The 24134-nt window shown below is 47.5% G+C and carries 14 protein-coding genes and 1 pseudogene; 6 read left to right on the forward strand and 9 right to left on the reverse strand.

The window, feature by feature from the left end:
- Positions 1-43: 43 nt before the first annotated feature.
- Both ACXAD4_RS07470 and ACXAD4_RS07475 read right to left on the reverse strand, forming a co-directional pair.
- A complete protein-coding gene (locus tag ACXAD4_RS07470) occupies positions 44-1912 on the reverse strand; it encodes a methyl-accepting chemotaxis protein (protein ID WP_475240190.1) in 1869 nt (622 codons plus the stop codon).
- A gap of 285 nt (positions 1913-2197) precedes the next feature.
- A complete protein-coding gene (locus ACXAD4_RS07475; protein ID WP_475240192.1) occupies positions 2198-3301 on the reverse strand; it encodes a phosphoribosylaminoimidazolesuccinocarboxamide synthase in 1104 nt (367 codons plus the stop codon).
- Between the two features lie 308 nt (positions 3302-3609).
- Between ACXAD4_RS07475 and ACXAD4_RS07480 the strand changes: the two genes are divergently transcribed.
- On the forward strand, positions 3610-5994 hold the full coding sequence (locus tag ACXAD4_RS07480) for an ATP-dependent helicase (protein WP_475240194.1): 2385 nt from the start codon (positions 3610-3612) through the stop codon (positions 5992-5994).
- A 79-nt stretch (positions 5995-6073) separates the two neighbouring features.
- Here the strand turns inward: ACXAD4_RS07480 and ACXAD4_RS07485 are convergent, their stop codons facing one another.
- Positions 6074-7003 (reverse strand): carbamate kinase, encoded by a 930-nt coding sequence (locus ACXAD4_RS07485; RefSeq protein WP_475240196.1) that lies wholly within the window; start codon positions 7001-7003, stop codon positions 6074-6076.
- Between the two features lie 498 nt (positions 7004-7501).
- Here ACXAD4_RS07485 and ACXAD4_RS07490 point away from each other — a divergent pair, with 498 nt between their 5' ends.
- Entirely contained in the window at positions 7502-9523 is a 2022-nt protein-coding gene (locus ACXAD4_RS07490; RefSeq protein ID WP_475240198.1) for a tetratricopeptide repeat-containing diguanylate cyclase, read from the forward strand.
- Here ACXAD4_RS07490 and ACXAD4_RS07495 read toward each other — a convergent pair.
- From ACXAD4_RS07495 to ACXAD4_RS07505, 3 genes are all read right to left on the reverse strand, one after another.
- The gene (locus tag ACXAD4_RS07495) at positions 9493-10239 is read right to left on the reverse strand and encodes a DeoR family transcriptional regulator (protein ID WP_475240201.1); all 747 of its coding nucleotides are present in this window, start codon (positions 10237-10239) and stop codon (positions 9493-9495) included. The two genes, ACXAD4_RS07490 and ACXAD4_RS07495, sit on opposite strands and share 31 nt — an antisense overlap.
- A 197-nt stretch (positions 10240-10436) precedes the next feature.
- Positions 10437-12863: a formate C-acetyltransferase/glycerol dehydratase family glycyl radical enzyme gene (locus ACXAD4_RS07500; RefSeq protein ID WP_475240203.1), complete on the reverse strand. Its 2427-nt coding sequence runs from the start codon at positions 12861-12863 to the stop codon at positions 10437-10439.
- Positions 12864-12865: 2 nt separating this feature from the next.
- Entirely contained in the window at positions 12866-13798 is a 933-nt protein-coding gene (locus tag ACXAD4_RS07505; protein WP_475240205.1) for a glycyl-radical enzyme activating protein, read from the reverse strand.
- Between the two features lie 219 nt (positions 13799-14017).
- Here ACXAD4_RS07505 and ACXAD4_RS07510 point away from each other — a divergent pair, with 219 nt between their 5' ends.
- Together ACXAD4_RS07510 and ACXAD4_RS07515 are read left to right on the forward strand one after the other, a co-directional pair.
- The gene (locus tag ACXAD4_RS07510; protein ID WP_475240207.1) at positions 14018-14692 is read left to right on the forward strand and encodes a fructose-6-phosphate aldolase; all 675 of its coding nucleotides are present in this window, start codon (positions 14018-14020) and stop codon (positions 14690-14692) included.
- A gap of 139 nt (positions 14693-14831) precedes the next feature.
- Entirely contained in the window at positions 14832-15506 is a 675-nt protein-coding gene (locus tag ACXAD4_RS07515) for a GNAT family N-acetyltransferase (RefSeq protein ID WP_475240209.1), read from the forward strand.
- 68 nt (positions 15507-15574) lie between these two features.
- Here ACXAD4_RS07515 and ACXAD4_RS07520 read toward each other — a convergent pair whose 3' ends face one another.
- Complete coding sequence (locus tag ACXAD4_RS07520) at positions 15575-16822, reverse strand: NADH:ubiquinone reductase (Na(+)-transporting) subunit B (protein WP_475240212.1); 1248 nt, start codon at positions 16820-16822, stop codon at positions 15575-15577.
- A 279-nt stretch (positions 16823-17101) separates the two neighbouring features.
- Here ACXAD4_RS07520 and ACXAD4_RS07525 point away from each other — a divergent pair, with 279 nt between their 5' ends.
- Positions 17102-18505, forward strand: a complete 1404-nt coding sequence (locus ACXAD4_RS07525) for a cytochrome ubiquinol oxidase subunit I (protein WP_475240215.1) — start codon at positions 17102-17104, stop codon at positions 18503-18505.
- Positions 18506-18515: 10 nt separating this feature from the next.
- The gene (gene cydB, locus ACXAD4_RS07530) at positions 18516-19514 is read left to right on the forward strand and encodes a cytochrome d ubiquinol oxidase subunit II (RefSeq protein ID WP_475240217.1); all 999 of its coding nucleotides are present in this window, start codon (positions 18516-18518) and stop codon (positions 19512-19514) included.
- Between the two features lie 360 nt (positions 19515-19874).
- Here the strand turns inward: cydB and ACXAD4_RS07535 are convergent.
- A pseudogene (locus ACXAD4_RS07535) lies at positions 19875-22952 on the reverse strand (efflux RND transporter permease subunit); the annotation flags it as partial.
- On the reverse strand, positions 22952-24070 hold the full coding sequence (locus ACXAD4_RS07540) for an efflux RND transporter periplasmic adaptor subunit (RefSeq protein WP_475240219.1): 1119 nt from the start codon (positions 24068-24070) through the stop codon (positions 22952-22954). The gene ACXAD4_RS07540 and the pseudogene ACXAD4_RS07535, both read right to left, overlap by 1 nt.
- Positions 24071-24134: the final 64 nt, after the last annotated feature.

Here is a 24134-nt window from a genome sequence, read left to right on the forward strand (position 1 = left end):
TATTTTATTCGTAAGTTTGGATTAAACTCCTTGAACGGCGACCTTAAACAACAAACTTATTCATGATTGAGTCTTGCTCACGCACTTTGCTAATTTGCTCTTCTAAAGCCTGATCGGCTGCCGCTGCAGCGTCAGAGACCTGAACACTCAACTCCTTGATGTTTAATGTGTTGGTATTGATTTCCTCTGCCACCAAGCTTTGCTCTTCAGCAGCTGAAGCAATTTGCAGGTTCATATCGTTGATTTGCTGGATAGCACCACTGATCCTGACCAATGCTTCGTCGGCCTCTTGAGATTTCTCCACGGTTGAAGCTGCAGTTTCTTTACTCACACCCATCACACTTGCTACAGAGCTTGCACCTGACTGAAGCTGCTCTATCATTTGGCGAATTTCAGTCGTGGATTCTTGTGTCCTTTGCGCCAGCGTTCGTACTTCATCCGCGACAACAGCAAAGCCTCGGCCTGACTCACCTGCTCGCGCAGCTTCAATAGCGGCATTAAGGGCAAGCAGATTGGTTTGGTCGGCGATTTCGTTGATAACCTTAAGTATGGATTCAATATTGCCTGTCGAAGCTTCTAGCTGCCTAACGACTTCGACTGCCTCATCAATTTGTGCAGACAGATCGGAAATAGCACTGGCAGTGTGGGAGACAATGCGTCCGCCATCCTGGACAGCTTCATCAGCCTGCTGCGCGGCTGTCGCAGCGCCCTGAGCATTATTGGCCACCTCAACCGACGTCGCTGCCATCTCATGCATCGCTGTTGCTAACTGATCGAGCTCTTTGAGTTGGTTTGACATCGCGGAGGCGGATTGCTGAGCGCCTGCGGCAGTTTGTTCGGTACCGAGCAAAATATCTGTGCTGAGAGACTTAGATTGTAGGATCAGGTTTTGTAGTTTTTCAGTGAAGGCATTGAAGCCTGTCGCTAGTACGGCAAACTCCTGATCGGTGTTGGTATCAAGACGTCGGGTTAGATCTCCCTGTCCGGAAGCCACATCTTGTATTGCTGTATTAAGATCAGCAAGCGGGCGCATCAACACCTTGATCAACAGCAGTAGGGCGATGATCCCTGCGATCAAAGCAACAAGAGAGTAGATAATGGCATCGCTGCGTAATTGATTAACTGCGGCAAAGGCAACACTCTCATCAAGTACGGCACCGATATACCACTCTTGGCCTTCAATTTGACTAAATGATAATGTCACAGTTTTTCCGTCCAGCTCAGCATGGACAGCATCAGATGAAATCGAGTGGTTGCCAATAAAGTCGGTCATTGGTTTGCCATTGTACTTCGTATCGGGGTGAGCGATAGTTGTCCCGCTTCCATCTACGATGAACAGGTATCCAGCATTGAACAAAGAGACTTGGTTAACCAGATTGGCTAAGCTCGATAGGCTCATGTCGAAAAAGATCGCACCCTGGAACTGGCCGTTAGCGATTAATGGGCTGGCAATAGAAACCAAAATCTCATTGGTCACAGAATCAGCATATGGCGCAGTGATTATGGTGTCGCGTTTCTGCTTGCTATCAATATACCAAGGACGTGCTCGTGGTTCCCAAGATTCTCCCGGATCCCAGCTTGGGTCATTACTGGTGAAGCTACCGTCTTTTTCAAATCCCAATCCCGTGAGCAAAAAAGTATTTTTGATAGTGGGTTGCTCAATCACGGTATGGATATGATCCAGTGTCATATCACTGGTGATTAAGCCGGCAGTATAACTCGCTAATGACTTTTTGCTCTCCAGTTCGGCATTGACGGTATTGCTCATGCCGGAAATGATTTCCTCCATGCTTTGCATAACCAAAGACTGGATTTGATTTTTAGTATTAAAATATTGGTTGGCTGACAGTAGTGCGAGTGCCACCAATAGTATTGCCGATGATGATGCGACAACTTTATGGCTAAACTTCATTGGATCCCTCAACAAGCACAAAAAGTAGATAGTTATAATGTCGGCGTGGTAACGTAATTGTTAACGTTTGTTGAGTGTTTTTGTGATCTGAAGCTGAACTTTTTTGCTGTGTTGTTGTGAAATTAAAGATTTATATGCTATTGGGTGATTAATGAAATGCAGTATAAAATACGCAACAAATTGTCCATGACTAATGGTCACCGGAAAGGTAATGAAAACAAAAAAGGCAGCACAGACGCTGCCTTTTTCTTAACAATTACGCGCTCTATATAAAGGAATGTAATCCTAGTCAATCAAACCGTATTGCTCGCGAAGCACTGAAACGATTTCTGCTTTCGGGTTTTCAGAAAGCAGGATTTTTTCGCCAGTGATCTTCTCGGCGATGTCGGTGTAAACCTTTGATAGGTTCATCAGCGCCTCAACAGGAAGCTCGTTATCGCGGGCTAGAGCGAAACGCTCATCCATGCGATCTTTGTTCAATAGGATGTCTGGATCTGGGAAGTGGTTCAGCAGCATCTGGCGGAAACCTTCTTTCGAGTTCTCGATGATTTCGCCATTGCGGTATGCTTCGCCGTCCCAGATACGGGATGAATCTGGTGTGCCCACTTCATCCATATAGATCAGCTTTTCTTTACCTTCGGCATCGGTCACATATCCGAATTCGAATTTAGTATCGACAAAGATCTGATCCAGCGCTGCCAGCTCTTTGCTGATGACATCAAAACCTTCCTTAAGCAGTTTTTCATATTGACCGATGTCGTCAGTGCTGCGGAAATTAAATGCTTCGTAGTTGTTGACCAGATCGTCACGCGTTACGTTGACATCATCAACTTCAGGCACACCCGGAATTCCAGTCAGAATGCCTTTGGTGGAAGGTGTCATCAGTAGCTCAGGCAGTTTCTGATCTTTATCAAGACCTTCTGGCAGTTCAATACCACAGAAGTTGCGCTCACCTTGGCTGTAGGCACGCCACATTGAACCTGTGATGTACTGGCGGCAAATCGCTTCAACCATAACTGGCTTGGCTTTTTGGACGATCCACACAAACGGGTGCGGAATATCAAGGATGTGGCTGTCGGCAAGGCCATTTTCACGGAACAGCTTGAACCAGTGGTTGGAAATGGCGTTAAGTGCAGCACCTTTACCCGGTACGCCTTTTAGGCCGCCTTCGGCATGCCAGATGCAATCGAAAGCAGAGATGCGATCGCTGATCACCATGATAGCCAGTGGGGCATCAGGCTGAACGTTGTAGCCTTTTTCAGCGATCAGGCGGCGGCTATCTTCTTCGGTTAACCAGTAGACGGAACGAACTTTACCACTATGGACGGGTTTATCAGTTCGGATTGGCAGGTCATCATTTACAGCGAGAACTTGATCAGCAAGGCTCATGGCGAATTCCTATTTCAAAAGTTAAACGAAGGTAAAACGTTGCGGCAAAACTAGGTAATCCAAGGGTAGTCGTAAATCCCAAGGTTATAGTTCCTAGGTTATTGTGCCAAGGTCGTTACACCTTTAATGCGGGCGATGATAACAGAACTCGAATAGCCTTTCAGCTAGAAAAGCAAACGTTTGCGCAAATTTATATTTCATTCAAAGAATGATTTTATGTGAACCGATTTCAAGTGGTCATATTTTATTCAAGCGACAGGCTTGAAGTGTGGCAAAATCAGACTCCATTTTTTGAGGCAAGGCCCATCATGACCCGTTATACCAGTGAACAATCGGCATTTATTCAACACCAGCACGGGAATGCCCTTTGTATTGCCGGGGCAGGGACGGGGAAAACAACCACATTGGTGGGCCTGATTGAGCAAAAGTTGGCAGCGATTCCTGCCGAAGAGATGCTGGTGTTGATGTTCAACCGCGATATTCGCACCGATTTTCAGGCCAAGTTGCGTGATACCGGTATCCAGGCGCAGGTACCTGTTCATACCTTCCACAGTTTTTGTTTGAAGTTTCTCAACCAAACCGGCTTCATTCGCAATACTGGCTATCGGGTCGATTACCAGAGTGGTGAAAGTGACAAGGCGTTGGTAAAGGCTATTTTGAGGGAGCTTTCAGGCCTTGAGAAGACTTACCAGCGCCAGCAGATGATCAAAGATCCGAAGACCATTGAGTTGCTGCTGAGCTTTATCGGGTTAGTGAAAGCCTACATGCTCTCACCGCATGAAGTGTTCAAGATTGCCGAAATCAACCGGGACTACCTGTTTATTCTCGATGCCTATGAGCAGTTTGAAAGCCTGAGAAAGAAACAGCGCTTGTTGTTTTTTGATGACTGGCTGGTGGAAACAGTCAAACTGCTTGAAAACGATGATGCGATTCGTGAGCACTTTCACCAGCACTGCAAGCTGGTGGTGGTCGATGAGTTCCAAGATATCAACACTGCCCAATACCGCTTACTAAAACAGTTGCTGGGGCCGCAAACCCAGTTGTTGGCTGTGGGTGATGTCGACCAGTGTATCTACAAATGGCGGGGTAGTGCGCCACAGTTTATGCTGAACTTTGAGCAGGACTTTGCCCCGGCGAAAACCTATACCCTGTCGCAGACTTTCCGTTTCGGTCATAGCTTAGCGCTAGCGGCTAGCCATCTGATTGCTAATAACAAGGAACGCTTCAGCGAGTTCCTCACTGTCTCCGGTGAAGGGATTTCCGATACCCAAGTTGTAGAATGTGGTTCTTCAAGACAGGTGGGTGAAATCGCCAATACGATAGGGCAATACCTTGCTGATGGCGGAAAGCCTTCTGATGTGGCTATTTTGGTTCGCCGCTGGTCACAAACCCTGTTGTTTGAGTTGGCTTTTCTCAGCAAGCAATTGCCGTATCAAATGCCTGTACCATCAGTATTGGCTCATAGCCGTGAAGTGAAGTTGCTGATGGAGTTGGCGACGTTGGCGACACCGCGTTTTTCAGAAATGAATGTTGCACAGAAGTCGGGGTTATTGTTCAGCCTGATGAGTTTCCCGCATTGTTATGTACCGAATAAATCCCTCAAGCCGTTATGCGAACAATTGGCGGGAATGGAGCCTTCGCAGTGGCTAACGTTTATTGGCCGCTATGAAAAAGCCAATGCCACTTTGAAGTTGGATAATCTCATTGAACGTCTGGAGCTTTTGCAGCGCTTAATGAGAAAAGGCAGTTTCAAGGCGTCGGACGTCTATAAGCAATACCGTAACGAAAGCGGGCTTGATAGCTGGATTTGGAAAACAGAGGCGACGGCCTCTGAGATAGAAGAAGCGATTGAGCGCCTAGACAGCGTCGCCACTGTGCTTGAAGCAATGGATCAGAGCTGTGAAAAGGCGCTGCAGTATTTCGAGTATTACACTCAGCAGTCTAACCAGAAAAGCGTAAAGAATAATACTGGCTCAAATGCAACAGGCTCTAATGAAGCGAATGCGCAAGACTCGATCCAGCTGACAACAATCTTCCGGGCTAAAGGGTGTGAGTATAACCATGTCCACCTGCCGTTTTGGGACAAGGATGCTTTTCCCTATGTGAATCGTGCATCGGGTACGGTAGGGGCTGATTTGGAAGAAGAGCGTCGTTTGGCGTATGTGGCACTGACCCGGGCGAAAGAAAAAGCCTTTGTCTATTACACTATGCCGGATAAGCCATCGGTTAAGGCAACCAATGCCAGTCGGTTTGTACTGGAAGGCAAAATCAATCTGGCACAGGACTTGGGAGCGAAGCTATACCAGCAAGGTACGCTACCTTATTACTCCAGCCCGGTTGCAGAAGAATACTGTCGCAGGATGGGGCGCGAGCAGGATGTGGCCGAGCCACCGGTAAATAAAGTGAAGAAAACTCCGGCAGCGAAAGCGTTGAATCTTGGTGGTAGTAAACAAAGTGATGACGTAGTAATTGGCAGAAGTAAATACAGCTATAAGTGGGCGATGCAGCAGCCATTGCCAGACAATGCAGAAAAAGTCATTCGGGCGATGGTGAAAACCAAAAATGCCAAATATCTAGATGGCGAAATCAACCGAATTATTCGTGAGCTACAGTCGGTAGCTGATACTAAGAAAAAAGTATTGGTGAATAGATTGATTGTTGCGGCTAATGCGAGAAGTATGGTGCGGCGATAATTGCCCGCTCTGTGATAATAATTTAGCCTCTACGAAAAGTAGAGGCTAAATATTAAAATTAACCCAAAGCTAGTTTAACTTAGTAGTACTCAATGCCTTCGCCAGCTTTGATTAATGTGCCTGCTTCGTTGGTCAGGATTCTATCTAGCTCGAACAGTGAGCCGATAGCAGCATTGCCGCGACCGCTATTGACGAACTGGCACACAGCATCGACTTTTGGTCCCATAGAGCCTGCTGGGAAGTTAAAGTGAGACAGCCCTTCAGGAGTAGCAACTTTCATTTCAGCCTGATCTTCTTTCCCATAATTACGGTAGATGGAACCGTCAGTCAGAATCACGAATAGATCAGCGTTGATGGTTTCTGCCAATAGCTCAGCGGTGAGGTCTTTGTCGATAACACACTCGACACCGACCATTTTGCCTTCCTGACGGCAAACGGGTACGCCACCACCACCACAAGCAATCACAACGTTGCCGCTTTTCAGTAAAGTCTCAACCTGCTGCTGTTCAATAATTGCTTTAGGCATTGGTGATGGAACTACACGACGGAAGTATTGGCCGTCCGCTTTAAATTCTTTGTCGCTTACTGCCATGATTTCTTTGGCGCGCTCTTCAGTGTAAACCGGGCCAACGAACTTGGTAGGGTTGGCAAAAGCCGGATCATCTTTGCTGACTTCGGTCTGAGTGACCAAAGTCGCAACTGAGAGGTTTGCGTCAATATTACGAAGCTCTTGCTGCAACATATAACCAACCATGCCACAGGTCTGTGAGCCTAATACATCCATTGGGTATGGCGTAGTTTCAGGTGAGTACTCTTGATAAGCGCTGTTTTGCTCCATCAACAAGCCAACCTGTGGGCCATTACCGTGCACAATCACCACTTCGTGATCGTTGGCAATTGCAGCAATACTGGCTGCAGCTTTTTGGATATTTTCTCTTTGGTTTTCAGCGGTAAGGGCTTGGCCTCGAGCCAATAGGGCGTTACCGCCTAGTGCTAAAACTATGCGCATGATCGTATCTCCATTTATACACCCAAGCGTGTAGATATGACTTGGGAATATGGTTTATATGTATTTATTTGTATTTAATTGTTTTTATTCCAAGCTTAGAAATACGCTTGGTTAGAGATAGATTAAGAAAAAACATCGAGCTTGAATGTGATAATTCTCTAATAATAAATTTCTGTTTATTTCACATTAATTCAAACTAGGGTTCAAAGAGTGCGTAAATATCCGAAGCTATGCAGCTTTCTTTTTTGTTTTTAAATAAAGGAGATATAGCTTAGCAAAAAAAGCGAATAGTTATTTTCGACAATTGAAAGTGAAAAATGTTAATAAGATCACATGAAAGTGCTTGCTATGCCCTCTGGCGACAATGCAGGAAAGCTCAGATGCCACTACTGCATAACTCACTTTACAACCGGATTGTGATAGTTGCATAAGTTTGCTGTATTTCTAACTCAAATTTTGTTAAAAATACTGTTCGATGGAACACGATTATGGAAGACGTTGAATTTTATTGCCTATCATTCTATGCCGATACCTTTTCCTCTTAAAGCGCTAACTGTTGGTTTATTCTTCATTTTCTTTTGCGGTTTTGTTTCGCCGAAGGCTCTGGCTGGTGGTGATAAATCCGCACAGCAATGCTATTTATCCAGCAAAGTAGACAATGCCGATAATCCTTTTCTCAAGTACTACAACTTATCTTGGGATAATCCTTCGCTTGCCAACAAGCAAAACGTGTATTTGAAACAACGGATAGAGGATGGGGCAAGCTACAATGAGCAAGCCTTGTATTGGCTTGGGCGTTACAACATTGAACAGGCTGAAGATCTCGCTGATGTTGATATCGTTTTTTTCATCGATCAATTGGAAAAAGTCGCCCAGCGCTCGGGAGAAGCCTGGATGGAAGCTGAGGTGATGTTCCTCGATGCTTTGACCTTAATGGATCAACGGGAATATGCCTTGGCGCAAGTCAAGTTGGAGTCAGTAAAACTTAACGCAGAGCATATTGGTTACCAATTACTGCTGGCGAGAAGTTTGAAATGGTTGGCCAATATTGATGTTGAGCGCTCAAATTACAATGAAGCCTTGGATAGGTATCAAGAGGCTTATGAGATTTTTTCTTCTCGCTCTGATAACCAGCAATTGGCGAGGTTACTTTCCAATATTGCTTCGGTTTATATCAATATGGAAGAGTGGGAGACCGCTTCGCATTATAGCCAGCGAGCTTTCGAGTGGTATGGTCGAAGCGCAATCAATAATGCCTACATTGAATCAATTTTGCATATTAATGCGGGTGTTATAGACAAATACCTTGGGAACGAACGGCAAAGAAAGTTTCATGTGGATAAAGCACTAAAGTTATCGGGCAAAACTCGCTCGGTGCGTATTAAGACGATTGCATTGATAAACTTATCGGCATTCCACTTGGATCATGGCGATGAGCCTTCTGCAATGACTGCGGCGGAACAGTGTTTGGCTATGGCAAGGCGGCATGGCGGAAAGAACGGTATTTCGGTAGCAAACTGCCATGAGAGTTTATCTGAAGCGTTCTATTCTTCACAGCGAACCGAACAAGCTCTGTACTATGCCAAGCTGGCTTTGGCGGTCTATGAGTCCAATCGAATCCAACACCGGATGATTTATGTCTATGAGCTGTTGGCAAAGATTTACGAAAGTCGTGATGATTACCAGCAGGCTCTTCAATACTACAAAAAGTACTCAGAGTTAGGGCGTAGCTATCTTTTCGATATACGCAGGAAAGAGCTTTTTGACATGCAAGAACGCTACGACACGCATGTTAAAGAGAAAGAAATCCAGTTGCTCAAGGCAGAAAATGCACTGACCTCATCAAGGTTGGCCGAGCGAAAGGCCAGCGAGAACATGCTCAAACTCGGTACTGCATTGATTATTATCTTGTTGTACTGGTTATATCGGCGCTATTCCATGCTCAACAAAGATAAGCAGGTGCTTGAGCAATCCAATGCACAGCTAGAGACGCAATCAAACAAAGATCCGTTGACAATGCTGCACAACCGGCGTTTTCTTGAGCGTTGGTTGAAAAATATGCCGATTGCCGACTATCGCCATGGCGGGTTGGTTGTGGTGATTGATATCGATCACTTCAAGAAGTTCAACGATGACTACGGTCACAATGTTGGCGATGAGGTGCTGGTGGAAATGGCTAAACGACTTAAGTCAGTAGTTCGCCAGCGTGATGTGGTCGTCCGTTGGGGCGGCGAAGAGTTCATTATGGTTGTGTCGTGTCGTGAAAGCGAGAGTGAACGAGTTCTTCAGCGAATCAAACAGCAAATCACTGCCGCAGACTTTTCACTGAGCTGTGGTGACTACTCGGTCACTGTTTCGATGGGGGCGATTTTTACCTCGAGCGCCGCACAACTCTGCCAAGAGTGGGTTTCGTTGTTGCTCAAAGCGGATAGGGCCCTGTACCAAGTAAAGGCATCAGGGCGCAATAACTATAAGCTATCAACCAGTTATCAGTTATCAACCAGTTCGACAGCGACATGATGTTTGCGCAGCAGTGCTAAGTCGCTTTCATCGATACCGCTATTAGTAACCAGCACAGAGAATTGGTCGAGCTTACCGATGCTGGTGGAGAAAATCTGACCAAATTTACTGGCATCGGTCAGCACGATATTACGTTGGTTTTTGTTGAGGATGGCATTGGCAACATCAGCCCGCATCATATCTCGGCTGGTGAAGCCGGTATCAGGGTGAAAACCGTCAATGCCAAGGAAAGCGGTGCTGAAGTGGGTGTGCTCAATACACAGTCGGGTAAGTGGCCCGACTAGGCTTTCACCCTGCGGTTGATAGATACCACCAAGCAAAATCACATCACATTTGCTTTTACGGATCATACCTGCAATGTAGGCGCTGGGTGTGATAATAGTGACATCACCACGGTTGGCCAGTTCACGGGCAAGCAGGGCGTTGGCACTGCCGCCTTCAATCATGACTGTTTCTCCGGGTTGGACAAGCTCTGCGGCGCGCTGGGCAAGTTGCTGCTTGATATCAAATCGGACATTCAGCCTATCGTTCATATCATCGCTTTGCAGCGCAGTGGCTCCGCCATGGACGCGTTTCAAATAGCCTTGTTTTTCTAACTGGGTCAGATCTTGGCGTATCGTCACTTCCGACACCCCGGTATGGCTTGATAACTCGGCGACTAAGACTCTTCTGTTTTGGTTTACAAGTTGCAGGATTTCGCTATGGCGTGGGTTCATGAGGCTTTCAATGTCCTTGTCAGCAATCACGAAAATGTTGAGGAGTAAGTTTGAGCTTATGAACAGTAAAGCTTTCGGATTGCTATTTCGAATGTATTTCTAATGAAAGTTTAACGTTTTGGGCGGGCATTGTCATGGCCTGAGAGACAAGTTGGACCAAAGCCCGCATCTTGGCGGGCTAGGTTTATGCGGATAAGTTATAGGTTATGTTCGGTCCTTGCGATAATGTCATCCTGTGCTTCAGGAGACAGCGCGGTAAAGAATGCTGAGTAGCCTGCAACCCTGACCACCAAGTCTCGGTATTGGTCTGGGTTTTCTTTGGCTGCCAGCAAGGTATCGCGCGAGACAATATTGTATTGCACATGCCAACCTTTGTGGTGGTTGAAGAAAGTGCGCAGCAGCATGCTCAGCTTGAGCTTGTCACTGTCAGAGGCAACCGAAGCAGGGCTTAGCTTCTGGTTTAGCAACACGCCGCCAAGGATTTTATCTGTTTTCAGCTTACCCAGTGAGTTATACACCGCCGTAGGCCCTTTGATATCAGTACCCGAAGACGGGCTCGACCCTTCTGCCAACGGAGTTTTGGCTAGGCGGCCGTCTGGAGTTGCCATGGTAGCGGCACCGAAGGGTACGTTGGCAGAGATACTGGATGTGCCGGCATAGTAACCACCACCAATTGGCCCTCGACCATATCGGGTGTTTTTGAAGCCAGACAGGGCGTCAATATACGCTTGGTAGGCTTCGACCAACATGTTGTCGACCATATCGTCATCATTACCGAATTTCGGTGCGAAGTTTTGCAGGCGTAAACGAAGTTGTTCGCCTTCGCTGCCGGTAAAGTCGGAAGCCAGTGCTTCAGCGAGTTCTGGCTGGCTGATCTGCGGGTTATCAAACACCATATGCTTGATAGCCGCTAGGCTGTTACCAAGGTTAGCAATGCCGACCTGTAGGCCAGATACCCAGTCATACTTGGCACCACCTTCTTTAACTGTTTTACCGCGCTCAAGACAGCTATCAACCAGTGATGAGCAGAAAATATCATGCGCCTGTTGTTCGAGAACAGAGTCAACAATACAGTCAATCTCGATTGATTTACGGGTGTAGTAAGTAACCTGATCCCGCCACGCCTGCATGATGTCTTCGAAACTTTCGAAATTGCCTTTGGATAAGCTTTTCTCGTGTGGCAAGAAGGCTTGACCCGTTGTTGCATCGCGGCCACCATCCAGTGCTGCCAGCATAATACGAGCGAAATTCATAAAGCTCATGCCGGTACAGCGGTAGCCCCATTTACCCGGTACGGCAGTTTCGATACAACCGATAGCCGAATAGTTAAACGCGTCTTCGCGCTCAACGCCGAGCTTGATGAACTCCGGAATAACGATTTCATCATTATTGAAAGCGGGCATGCCGAAACCGCATTTGATCACCTCGATACAATCCATCAGGAAGGATTGGTCGAGCCCTTCATGGTAGCGTACGCTGAGGTTCGGTTGGGTAGAGCGCAGCTGGCCACAGGTTTCCAGGATAGCCAATGAAAGGGAGTTAACCGCATCTTCCGGTTCACCCTGCTCATTGAGTTTTTGACCTCCAATCGTCACGTTCTGGTATAGCGGACTACCAGCCGACGCCTTCGAGTGGCTGCCTGAACGGATCTTGTTCACTTCTAGCAGTTTCAACCAGCAGCTTTGTAGAAGCTCCATGGCAAATTCTCGGCTGATATGGCCCTCTTGTTCGATATCTTTCTGATAGAAACGGTGTAGGTATTGGTCCATACGGCCGAATGATACAGAGTGGCCATTAGACTCGATCTGCAGCATCAACTGGACGAAATAACAAAGCTGCAGTGCCTGCCAGAAACTGCGTGGAGGGTTGGTGGCGATATGGCGGCAGTTATTGGCGATAGTAAGAAGTTCTTCACGACGTTGCTGGCGAGGATCTTCCTTAGACATGGTCTCGGCCAAGTCGGCGTATTTGTGGATATGCTCTTGGATCGCAACCAGTACGATCTCGACAGATTTCAGGAACTGATCTTTTTTAAGATCTTCCCAACGTGAGAGGTCGAGTTGGCTGCGGTGATGACGGGTCTCTTCCAATAGACCGTCTAGGCCAATATTCAAAAGTTTCTCGTTATCCACTGCCAGGTGAGCATCACCCGATGTCATGTTGCCTTCGGCTTTGATTATGGTTGAGGCTAGAATGGCTTCTTGTTCTTCCGTAAACAGACCATAGCAACGATCATGAACGGTTTTGCCGCGCCAATATGGCGTTAAGTCGTGAATAGCTTGTTTATCTTCTTCGGTGACAGCAAAACCGGCCCCAGGGCGATCTGCCAGATCATCGATTTCTGCTTCGAGCCAGCGAACCGTATATTCGGGGAAAATAGGAGCGGCACGTACCTTACTGGCCTGGTTACCAATGATCAGTTCATCATGCTTGATCCAGATGCTGCGGGTTTTTAAGTGCTCAGCCAGCGCCAAGGCGCGCTGTACCACAACCGGCTTGTCTTCGTTGTCACGGTAAGCGCGGGTATAGGCTTCGGCACGCTCGGTACAAATAGGCGGCGTTACAATGTTGATTAGCGCATGTTTATGGGCTTGGATGCGTTCGGGTAAGGTATTGAGTTTCATGGTTAGCCTCTAATCGTAATCGTCATTGGTTTGATCGGGTGTGATTCGCCATAGGCTTTGGCCCGCTCAAGCAGTTCAGGGTTGTTCAATGGCTGGTCCGCACATAGGTAAGGCATATCCAGCAGGTTATATTTGTTAATGCCCAGAGTGTGGTAGGGCAGCAAGTGCACGACCTCACAGCTATCTAGCTGGGCGGCAAAATCGATAATGTTGCGAAGTTGGCTATCGCTATCATTAAATCCAGGCACAACAGGTACTCGAATGATCATGCGCTTGGCACGTTCTCCGAGTTGAATGAGGTTTTTATGGATCCGGCTCAGTGAGCCATGGGCCCATGCTTTGAAAATCTCGCTATCGGTGTGCTTGAGATCAGCTAGCCAGCAGTCAATAAAGGGCAGGGTTTGCTCGACATGTTTCCAAGGTACATGTAGGCAAGTTTCAATGGCGGTATTGACCCCTTCACTCTGCAGCCTTTTAGCAATTTCGCTAACCAATCCCGCTTGCATCAGTGGTTCCCCGCCCGAAAAGGTGACCCCACCTTTGCTCTGTTCATAGAAGGGTTTATCCCTCAATAATTGCTGGCAGAGCTGTTCGATGTCGGAATCTTCGCCGACAACACTGAGCGCTTGGCTTGGGCACACACCACGGAGAGTTTCTATCGTTTGCTGCTTTAGCTTATCTCTTTGAATTTGAATTCTATTTTCTGCATCGCGGAAGATGACATTCCCGTTCTCACGCTCAACAGGTGATGTTTGCTTAATGCACTGATCACAATCAGCAAGGCATAGGCGCTCATCAAACAGAAGTGAGAGTTTTTCGCTGCGACTTTCAGGGTTCTGGCACCATGGGCATGCAAGGCTACACCCCTTCAGGAAAAGGATCGTTCGGATCCCGTCACCATCATGGGTTGAAAAGTGTTGGATATTAAAGTGCATGGATACCTCACTCGTACTCTCTCGAATATGCATTTCACATTGCAGTAATGCTCTGAGCGCTGCCGTTAGCATTTTCAGATTTGGGTCGATATTGTGATTTTGTCTTTCGATATTCGAAACGTTATAACTTTCGAATAAAATTTAATTTGATTGCGATCAAATTTTACTCGGCTTGGTAGCGTTATAGTGTGCCCAACGAAACACATTGAGGATGACACCATGATTGAGTATTACTTGGACACTGCGGATCTAGCTGAAATTAAACGCTTTAGCCACTGCCTACCTCTGCGGGGCATCACGACAAACCCGTCGATTCTTGCGAAAGAGGGAAAAGGACTGAATGAAGTATTGGCAGGAGCGGCAGAAATCCTAGGGCCTAACGCAAGGTTTCATGCCCAAGTGGTCAGTACCACGGTTGAAGATATGGTGGCCGAAGCCAAGGCATTAGATGCAATGCCGTATGATGTTGTGGTGAAAGTGCCTGCGACCGAAGTTGGTTTGGCGGCGATTCGTAAGATGAAACAAGAAGGTATCCAAGTTCTAGCTACTGCAATTTACAGTGCTTACCAAGGCTTCCTTGCTGCGATGGCTGGCGCTGACTATCTTGCCCCATATGTGAATCGTATCGATGGTATGGGGACGGATGGCATTGCTATTGTGGCTGACTTGCAGCAACTCCTTGATGCCAACCAGTGCCAGAGCAAGATTCTAGCTGCTAGCTTCAAAAATACCCGCCAGGTAACAGAAGTGATGAAACTGGGTATCGGAGCAATTACCGTTCCGACAGATGTTATGGGGCAAATGCTGGCAAACCCAGCGGTACAGCCTGCGGTCAATCAATTCTCTACCGACTGGCAAGGGCAGTTTGGCAGTAAGCTTTCATATGAAAGCTAATCTGTGAGCAGGGCCTGATGGCCCTTTTATTTATTCTACGCCTACAAAATGAAACCCCGCTCACAGATGTTTAATTGCATCACCGTGATTTTAATATGTTTTGATACACTCCGATTTTGCAAAATCAAAGGGAGTGATCATGGAATCTTCTCACCACACATCTTCATCTATCCATTCCGACTCCTTAAATTTGGCACTAATGTCGAGTACTGAATTAGCCCTGCTTGGCCTTGCACCGCCATTGCCTAAATCTGATTGGCAGCTTGTGATTAAGCCTTTGTCTGAGCTGACAAGTGAGGTTGAATCTCTTGATGAGGATTACCATCAGGTTCAGGCGGTGATTGCAGATAATCAGATGGCAACTGCCCATAGTCGCCAATCGGATCAGGCAAGTGATATTGCACTGGAAGTGTACGTCAATGGTGAGGTAGCTGCAGTGGCGACATTTAGTCGTTACCTCGAAGATCCCCACAATCCGCGTAAGTCGTCAGAACTGTTTTATGAAGTCACGCTTCATACCATTTATGTAAAAGAAGCATTTCGTCAGCAAGGGCTTGCTGCCTGCTTGTGCGAGTTGATTATCAATATTGCCCGAACCGATTGTGATGGATTGTTCCGCAAATTGGCTCAGCGATCTATTCAGCTAAAGCTTTGGTTTTCTGCACTGGCGATTACCCAAGGTGGGGAAGCGATTTGTGATCTGCTCAGTGAAGCCTTTGTTGAAATGGCCGATGATGTGATTGATGACTTGATTGAAGAAGGGGTACCAGTCCGCTATCAAGAACCGATGATATTTGTCGATTGCCTAGCTTGAATAAGTTCTGGAAAAAACAGCAGGAAGAAGCTCCCCTAAGCAAAATACTCGTTAGGGGAGAATTGGGTCTAGCTAGTGGTATGACGACTTAGTCGACGCTTGGCGTTGGCACGCGAGACTAAGTTGTCAAACAATGGGGCAAACAGGTTGGCAAACAAGATTGCCAGCATGATGCCTTCAGGGTAGGCCGGATTGACAACACGAATAAATACCGTCATCACCCCAATTAAGAGCCCGTAGGCCCATTTACCCTTGTTAGTAAATGCGGCGGAAACAGGGTCTGTCGCCATAAAGAACATACCAAAAGCAAAGCCGCCCAAAACAAGGTGCCACCAAAACGGCATGGCGAACATTGGGTTAGTGTCAGAGCCAATCAGGTTGAGCAGCGTGGCGGTGATTATCATCCCTACCATAACCCCGGTGACAATTCGCCACGAGGCAATACCCATTAGCATGATCATCAAGCCACCCACTAATAGGAACAAGGTCGAGACTTCACCGATTGAACCGGGAATATTACCGACGAAGGCATCCATCCAGGTGATGGCTTCGCCTGTGGCATTGTGTACCATGGCGGTCGAGCCGTTTTCAGCCCACTGACTCAGCGCGGTTGCCCCGGTGTAACCGTCTGCCGCTGTCCATACCATACCGCCAGAAATCTCAGCCGGGTAGGCAAAATACAAAAATGCTCGGCCAGCTAGGGCAGGGTTGAGGAAGTTACGTCCGGTACCACCAAATACTTCTTTTGCTACCACAATCCCGAAGGTGATCCCCAGTGCAGCTTGCCACAATGGAAGGGTAGGCGGCAGAATCAAAGCAAACAGAATGGATGAAACAAAGAACCCTTCATTGATTTCATGCTTGCGGATAATGGCGAACAGCACTTCCCAAAAACCGCCAACAATGAATACGGTTATGTAGATGGGTAGAAAGTAAAAAGCACCGAGCAGCATATTGCTTGCCCAACTGGCGGACTCGGATAAACTCCCCCCTAGAGCGAGAGTCGCTGAGTATTGCCAGTTTTCACTGACTAGTTGCTGTATCTCTTCCGGTGAATACAGACTGTTTAGTGCAATAACCGTCTGGTTACCGACATTGTATAATCCCCAAAACATGGCCGGAAATACAGCTAGCCAAACCATTATCATGATCCGTTTGAGATCGATGCTGTCTCTAACATGGGTTAGTTTGTTAGTAACTTGTCCTGGAGTGTAAAGCAATGTCGCAAATGCTTCGTAAAGTGGAAACCACTTTTGGTATTTGCCTCCTGGCTCAAAGGCGTGTTCAAACTTTTCTAATGTCGACTTAAGACTCATTGTTTAGCCCTCACGAAAAACTGGCATGGGATTGCCAGCAGATTTATTGCTACTGCTACGGGCTGAGTGGGAATTTCGATTAGCAATGTTTTAACTATAACGCACCTTATGTACTCGGCAAGCTAGTCGAAAAATCTAGTTTGGTGTCTCTTCGCCATATCTTTGCAAGATGAACCATACTGTTAAGCAACGCGTACAAAACACAGTATGGAAAGTGTTGTTTTTATCTCAATACTTATCCAAAAAAAGGCGCGTCAGATTAGGTATTAAGGAGAAACCATGAATGAACTCGCGGTCGATCTTGCTAGATTCCAATTTGCCTTCACTGTTTCTTTTCACATTATTTTTCCGGCATTCACTATCGGACTCGCAAGTTATTTAGCAGTCTTGGAAGGCCTGTATCTCAAGACCGGTAAGCACAAATACATCGAGCTCTATCAATACTGGATAAAAATATTTGCCATCAGTTTTGGTATGGGTGTGGTCAGCGGCATTGTCATGAGTTACCAGTTCGGGACCAACTGGAGTGTCTTCTCTGATAAAACAGGTCCGGTACTGGGGCCGCTGATGGGCTACGAGGTTTTCACCGCGTTTTTCCTTGAAGCGGGTTTCCTTGGCGTTATGCTGTTTGGGATGAACCGAGTTGGTAAGAAATTGCATTTTATGTCTACGGTAATCGTAGCCATTGGTACTTTGATGTCAGCATTTTGGATACTGTCAGTGAATAGTTGGATGCAGACCCCAGCTGGTTATTCCATGAACGAACTCGGGCAGTTCATCCCTGAGGACTGGTGGGCCGTGGTGTTCAATCCTTCCTTCCCTTATCGATTAGTCCATATGGTGTTAGCCGCGTTTCTGACCACTGCTTTCGTAGTCGGTGGGGTGGGGGCATATCACTTGCTCAAATCTCAAAACAACCATTTGGCCCGAACCATGTTTTCCATGGCGCTGTGGATGGCTGCAATTGTCACACCTATTCAAATCGTGGTGGGTGACATGCATGGTCTTAATACCCTTGAACATCAGCCTGCAAAAGTGGCCGCGATGGAAGGGCATTATGAAACTCAGCAAGGCGCGCCATTGATTCTGTTTGGTTTACCTAATGAGGAAACTAAAGAAGTCGATTACAAAATTGCTATTCCGCATCTCGGCAGTTTGATTCTAACCCATGAATGGAATGGAGAAGTAAAAGGACTGGATGCATTTCCTGAAGAAGATCACCCACCAGTTGCCATTGTGTTCTGGAGCTTTAGGATCATGGTTGGTATCGGTTTCTTGATGCTGGCTATCGGTCTCTACAGCCTGTGGCTGCGCAAAAAAGGCCAGCTTTACCATAACGAATTGTTCCACCGCTGCTGTGTGGCAATGGGACCTGCAGGCTTTATTGCTATTTTGTGCGGCTGGATCACTACAGAAGTAGGGCGTCAGCCATTCACTGTTTATGGCTTGCTGAGAACATCAGAATCGATATCTCCGGTAGATGCCGCAGCGGTAAGTGTGTCTCTAGCTGCGTTTGTGCTGGTGTACTTTACTGTGTTTGGCGCTGGTTTCTTCTACCTGCTTCGCTTAATGCGCAAGCCGCCGACAAAATACGTTATGCCACCGACATCTAGTGTGCCGGATGTCGGCGATGAGGACAAAGAAAAACAATCACTGGCTTCTTCAAACAAATTGACTATGTGAGGCATGAGCTATGGATTACGCATTGATTTGGTACATCTTGATAGCAGTAGCCGTTTTCGCTTACGTCATTCTTGATGGTTTCGACCTAGGTATTGGTATCTTGTTCATTTCTGCCGACTCTACCAAAGAGCGGGATTTGATGATGAACAGCATCGCACCGGTATGGGATGGCAATGAAACTTGGCTTGTACTTGGCGGTGGAGGATTGTTTGCTGTCTTTCCTTTGGCGTATGCCGTCGCAATGCCTGCCTTGTATGCCCCGATCATTATGATGCTATTGGGGCTGATATTCCGTGGTGTCGCTTTTGAATATCGTTTCAGGACCAAGCGGGGGCAGTTCCTATGGGACAGCTCGTTCTTCCTTGGCTCGTTAATGGCCACTTTCACACAAGGTATGATCCTCGGAACCTTACTGCAGGGTGTTAGCGTTACCGATAGGGCATACAGCGGAGGTTGGTTTGATTGGTTTACGCCATTCAGTGTGTACTGTGGATTTGTGACTGTTGCAGCTTATACCTTGCTCGGGGCGTGCTGGCTGCTGATCAAAATGCCACACGGTATGCACCAGCGCTTCTATGTGATTGCCAAGCGCTGTGCGCTCATTATGGTGGTGATGGTCGGTATCCTTAGTCTTTGGTTGCCATTGGGCAATGAAACGATTGCAGATCGTTGGTTCTCTTTCCCACAAGCACTGCTGTTCTTATTGATACCTGGTTGTTCTGCTTTTCTGGTCTACCTGTTGTTCAAAGATCTGATGGAGCATAAGCCAGTGCAAGCCTATCTGGTAGTATTGGGTTTGTTCTTCCTGGCTTTTTTGGGTTTCGGAGTCAGTACTTACCCTTACATTGTGCCTCACGCCATTACTTATGCTGATGCGGCTGCGCCGGATACTAGCCTGAAATTCTTACTCAGCGGTGCGGTGTTCTTATTACCGCTGATCATAGGCTATACGGCGTACTCCTATTGGGTATTCAGAGGCAAGCTCAAAGAAGACGAGGGATATCACTAATGATTAATCCTTGTTTTAAAAGGTGGTTCTGGTTTGTTGCTCTCTACCTAGGTGGCATCCTGGCTGTTAGCCTGCTTGCTGTGGTGATTAAATGGGCATTAGGCTGAATTACCAAGAAATAAAAAAGCCGCCATACGATGGCGGCTTAGCATGTTAGCAATACAGAAGTTACTTATCTCGTTCCACTTCACTTGACGTTAAGGTAGTTGTTGCGCCAGCCTCTTGCACAAACACTTTTCCTAATTGCTGTTCGACAACATCTTCCGGATCAACTAAGCGGCTTTTTTCGCCTTTGATTGACGGGGTGTTAAGGCCTTCATCGTGTTGTTGAGGCTTGGGTTCGCGTTGATCAAGTTGCGGTTTATGATCTCGTCCCAGCATTAACAGACATGGCGTTAGGATCAGCGTCAGCAAAGTGGCAAACGCCAGCCCGCCAGCTACCGCTGTCGCGAGTTGTGACCACCATTGGGTGCTTGGGGCGCCGAACTCAACCAATCGGTTGATCAGGTCGATATTCATCTCAAGCACCATAGGCAGCAAACCCAAAATCGTGGTGATTGTGGTGAGCAGTACAGGACGTAAACGTTGCGCCCCGGTATGCATGATGGCTGTTACCTTATCCAGCCCGCTGTGTCGGAGTTGGTTATAGGTATCAATCAATACGATATTGTTGTTAACCACAATACCTGCCAGCGAAATCACCCCGATCCCTGACATGATAATGCCAAACGGGCGCTGGAATATCAGTAGTCCCAAGAACACACCAACGGTCGAGAACAGTACCGCACTCAAGATCAGCAGCGCTTGATAGAAGCTGTTGAACTGGGTGATCAAAATCAGTCCCATTACCGCGAGGGCAACCAAAAATGCATTTTGCAAGAAGGCAGAAGATTTCTCCTGATCTTCATTTTGCCCGCGTACCGTCACCAGAGTCCCCTTGGCGAGAGGCATCTCCGCAATCGCTGCATTAATGACTGGTAGTTGCAGACTCAGGTTATAACCGGTCGCCATATCAGCCATAACTTCAATGACCCGCTTACCATCGAGGCGGTTGATAGTGCCTTGTTTCGGTGATGGGGTAATACTGGCAAAGTTAGTGATAGGCACCATGCCATAAAGTGTTTTCACCCTGAGCTCATCAAAGCGACCGATATCCCTTTTGTCTTCTGGGTAGCGAACCAGGATATCGACTTCCTCGTCGGTATCATCTGGCAGGAACTCTCCAATCTTCAGGCCGTTTGTCACGAACTGTACCGTGTTGCCGACTAGGGTGGCATCACCACCAAAACGGGCTGCATCATCACGGTTGATGTTGATTTCCCAATCGATACCTTCTTTATCTGCAGTATCTGAGATATTGGTGAAAGCTTGATGGGACTCTAACCAGTATCGGACTTGCCGAACTGCATCGTTCATGTCTTCAGTGTTGTTACCGGACACCTCAATAACTAAATCATGCTCACTTGGCGGTCCCGCCTGCGGGAACTTGAATTCAAGCTCAATCCCGGCAATATCAGCGGTTTTCTCGCGCATCTCTGCAATGATGTCTTTGATTGGTCGACGCTCTTGCCAATCCAGAGGGTTCAACTGGATCTGGCCGATTTCATCACTGCCCCCTGTGCGGGTATAGACACTTTTAATCCCTGCCGTGCCCATGATGCGTTGCTCTATCTGGCGCATTAAGGCATCTTTCTCAAAAATTGATAAGTCGCCATGAGAGCGTGCTTTAATCGTAAAGTGAGGCGGGTCGACCTCAGGGAAGAACACCACGCCAAGGCCCGCCTTACTGTATGCAAAGCCGACGGCAATAGCGAAAACAAAAGCGGCTATCAGGATCTTTATCGGGTGCTTGATAGCTACCGCCAAGCTGGAAAGGTAGAGTTTGGTGATCCCTCTGGCTTGACTGAAATCGCCTTTTTCCATCGCGATTTTACGCTCTTGCTCCCGCTTGGTGGTGTACTGCGGTTTACCTAGTACGCTACCCAATACAGGGACAAACAACAGTGCCATCAACAGCGAGGCGGATAATGTTGCGATCAGGGTTAAAGGCAGATAGCGCATGAACTCGCCGGTGGTATCTGGCCAGAACAGCAATGGGGCAAATGCTGCTAGGGTGGTTGCCGTCGAAGCCGTGATCGGCCATGCCATCCGCTTGGCGGCTTCTCGGTAAGCCTGTTTGCGGCCTGTCCCTTCCTGCATTTTTCGATCGGCATACTCGGTTACAACTATTGCGCCATCGACCAGCATACCGACGGCCATAATCAGCGCGAAAAGCACGATCATATTGACCGTGACTCCACTCACCGCCAACATCAAAAGACCTGTCAGGAAAGCGCCAGGAATCGAGACGCCAACCAAGAAAGCGGTACGGGTTCCCAGTATCGCCAAGATGACAATCACAACGAGGATAATGGCCGACAAGATGTTGTTCTGTAGGTCATTGAGCATGGTCTCAACATCATCAGATTGATCGAGGGTGTATTCAACCAATAGATTGTCAGGCCACTCAGGTCGTTTTTGCGCTTGTTCGACGACGGCTTTAACGATATTGACTGTTTCGATGATGTTTTCGCCAGCACGCTTTTTGACATCCAATACGACAGCAGTGTCACCATTGAGGCGGGCAAAGCTGTCAGGGTCGCGGTATGCACGGCGAATGGTTGCGACATCGCTGAAGGTCACCACTTTATTACCGTCTACCTTTATCGGTAACTCGAGGATGTCTTTCAATGAGTCGAATACTGACGGCACCTTGACCGAAAAACGCCCGTAGCCTGTATCGACAAAACCTGCGGCGACCACGCGGTTGTTACGGGCAACAAGATTAAAGACATCTTCTTGGTCAAGGCCATAGCTCTCCATCAGCAATGGTTCGACAAGTACCTCGACGACATCTTCCCGGTCACCGGCAATATCTACTTCCAGTACTTGCTTGAAGCTCTCTAGTTTGTCCTGTAGTTCACGGGCAATTTGAATCGTGGTGCGTTCAGGAACAGTGCCATAAAGCACCAGAGAAAGTACCGGCTCATAACTGGCGAGGGTAACCTCATGTACGGTAGGCTCATCGGCATCTTCGGGGAGCTTGGGCTTGGCAAGGTCAACCGCCTCGCGGACATCGGTCAGGGCGGTGTTGATATCGGAGCCGACAATGAACTCAAGCGTGACCGAGGCATGTCCTTCAGACGCAACAGCGCTCATTTCCTTGACGCCTTCGATGGAGCGCAGTTCTTTTTCCAGAGGTCTAACAAGTAAGCGCTCGGCATCTATCGGGCTAATCCCTTGATGGCTTACCGAAACGTAAATTACGGGAATGGTAATATCCGGATTAGATTCCTTGGGGATGACTCGATAGGTAATCACCCCCGCCAGCAAGATCAGAACCAGCAGGGTAAGCATGGTACGAGAGCGGTTTATCGCCGCATCTATAATGGCAAACATTACTCACTCCCACTTGCTTGAGCTGAACTTGGGCGAACAGGAATTACGGTATCACCATCTCTAACAAACCCTTGGCCTGTGGTAATGACATCTACCGTTGTGTCTGTGCCACCAAGCCAAACACCGTCAGGCTCGACCTTTACGATGGAGATAGGTACGAAATGAACTTTGTCGTCTTCAGCCAAGGTTTTGATCCCCAAGTTACCCGCTTCATCTAGAGCCAACATAGAAGGGGTAATTTTTATTGCCGGCTCGGTTGCCAAGATCAAATCGAGGTTGGCGCTGGTGCCTGCTGTGAGTGCCATCTCAGGGTTGCTGATCTCCACTTCAATTGGGTAGGTGTTGGTGGATTCATTGGCGACGGCACCTCGGAAGCTAAGTTGTCCTGTCGTGGTAAACCCAGTGACCAAGCTGACTTCAGCCGGTTGGCTTTTGTAAATCTTGTCGATATGTCGCTCGCTGACATCGGCACTAATCACGAGAGGGTCTAAATCGACAATAGAAATGATCGGGTCACCCACACCGAGATAATCCCCTTTTTCAATATAGAGGAGCTCGATAATGCCGTCGAAAGGGGCATAGATTTCGGTGTTACCCAATGCTAGCTCCAAGCCTCTAACCAGCGCCTTTGCTTCAATCAGGTTTGCTTCTGCTTGGCTGAATGCTACTTCACCTTGAAGGCCTCTATTTTTCAGTGATTTAGAAGCATTGAACTCCTGATTCCTGACCTTAAGCAATGCTGTGGCACGAGCAAGTTGCAGTTCGCGATCTGCTTTGTCGAGTTGGATTAACGGCTGGCCGGTTTTGACATGCTGCCCTTTGCGTACCAATAAGTTTTCAACCTTACCGGCCACTTCAGCACCGAGTGTGGCTTTGCGGTTGGGCGCGGTTCGACCATATAAGGAAAGCGTTCGGGTGACAGGCTCGACAGTGAACTTCTCGATAACCACTTTAGCCAGAGGAGGTGCGGTGGAGTTATCTGTACCTTGCTCAGTAGGAACTGGTGTGTCAGATGGGGTCTTTTGCTGGCCAGTAAATAACCAAAGACCGATACCGAGCAAAATAAATGCGGAGAGTATCCAAGGTTTACGTCGAAATAGTTCCTTGATTGAAATCATCTGTTACTGTCCCTAGTAAGCAAAATATCAGTATGCATTGTTAATAATGAGTTATCAAAAATGC

The sequence above is a fragment of the Photobacterium sp. AWH4_225 genome (assembly GCF_056158405.1).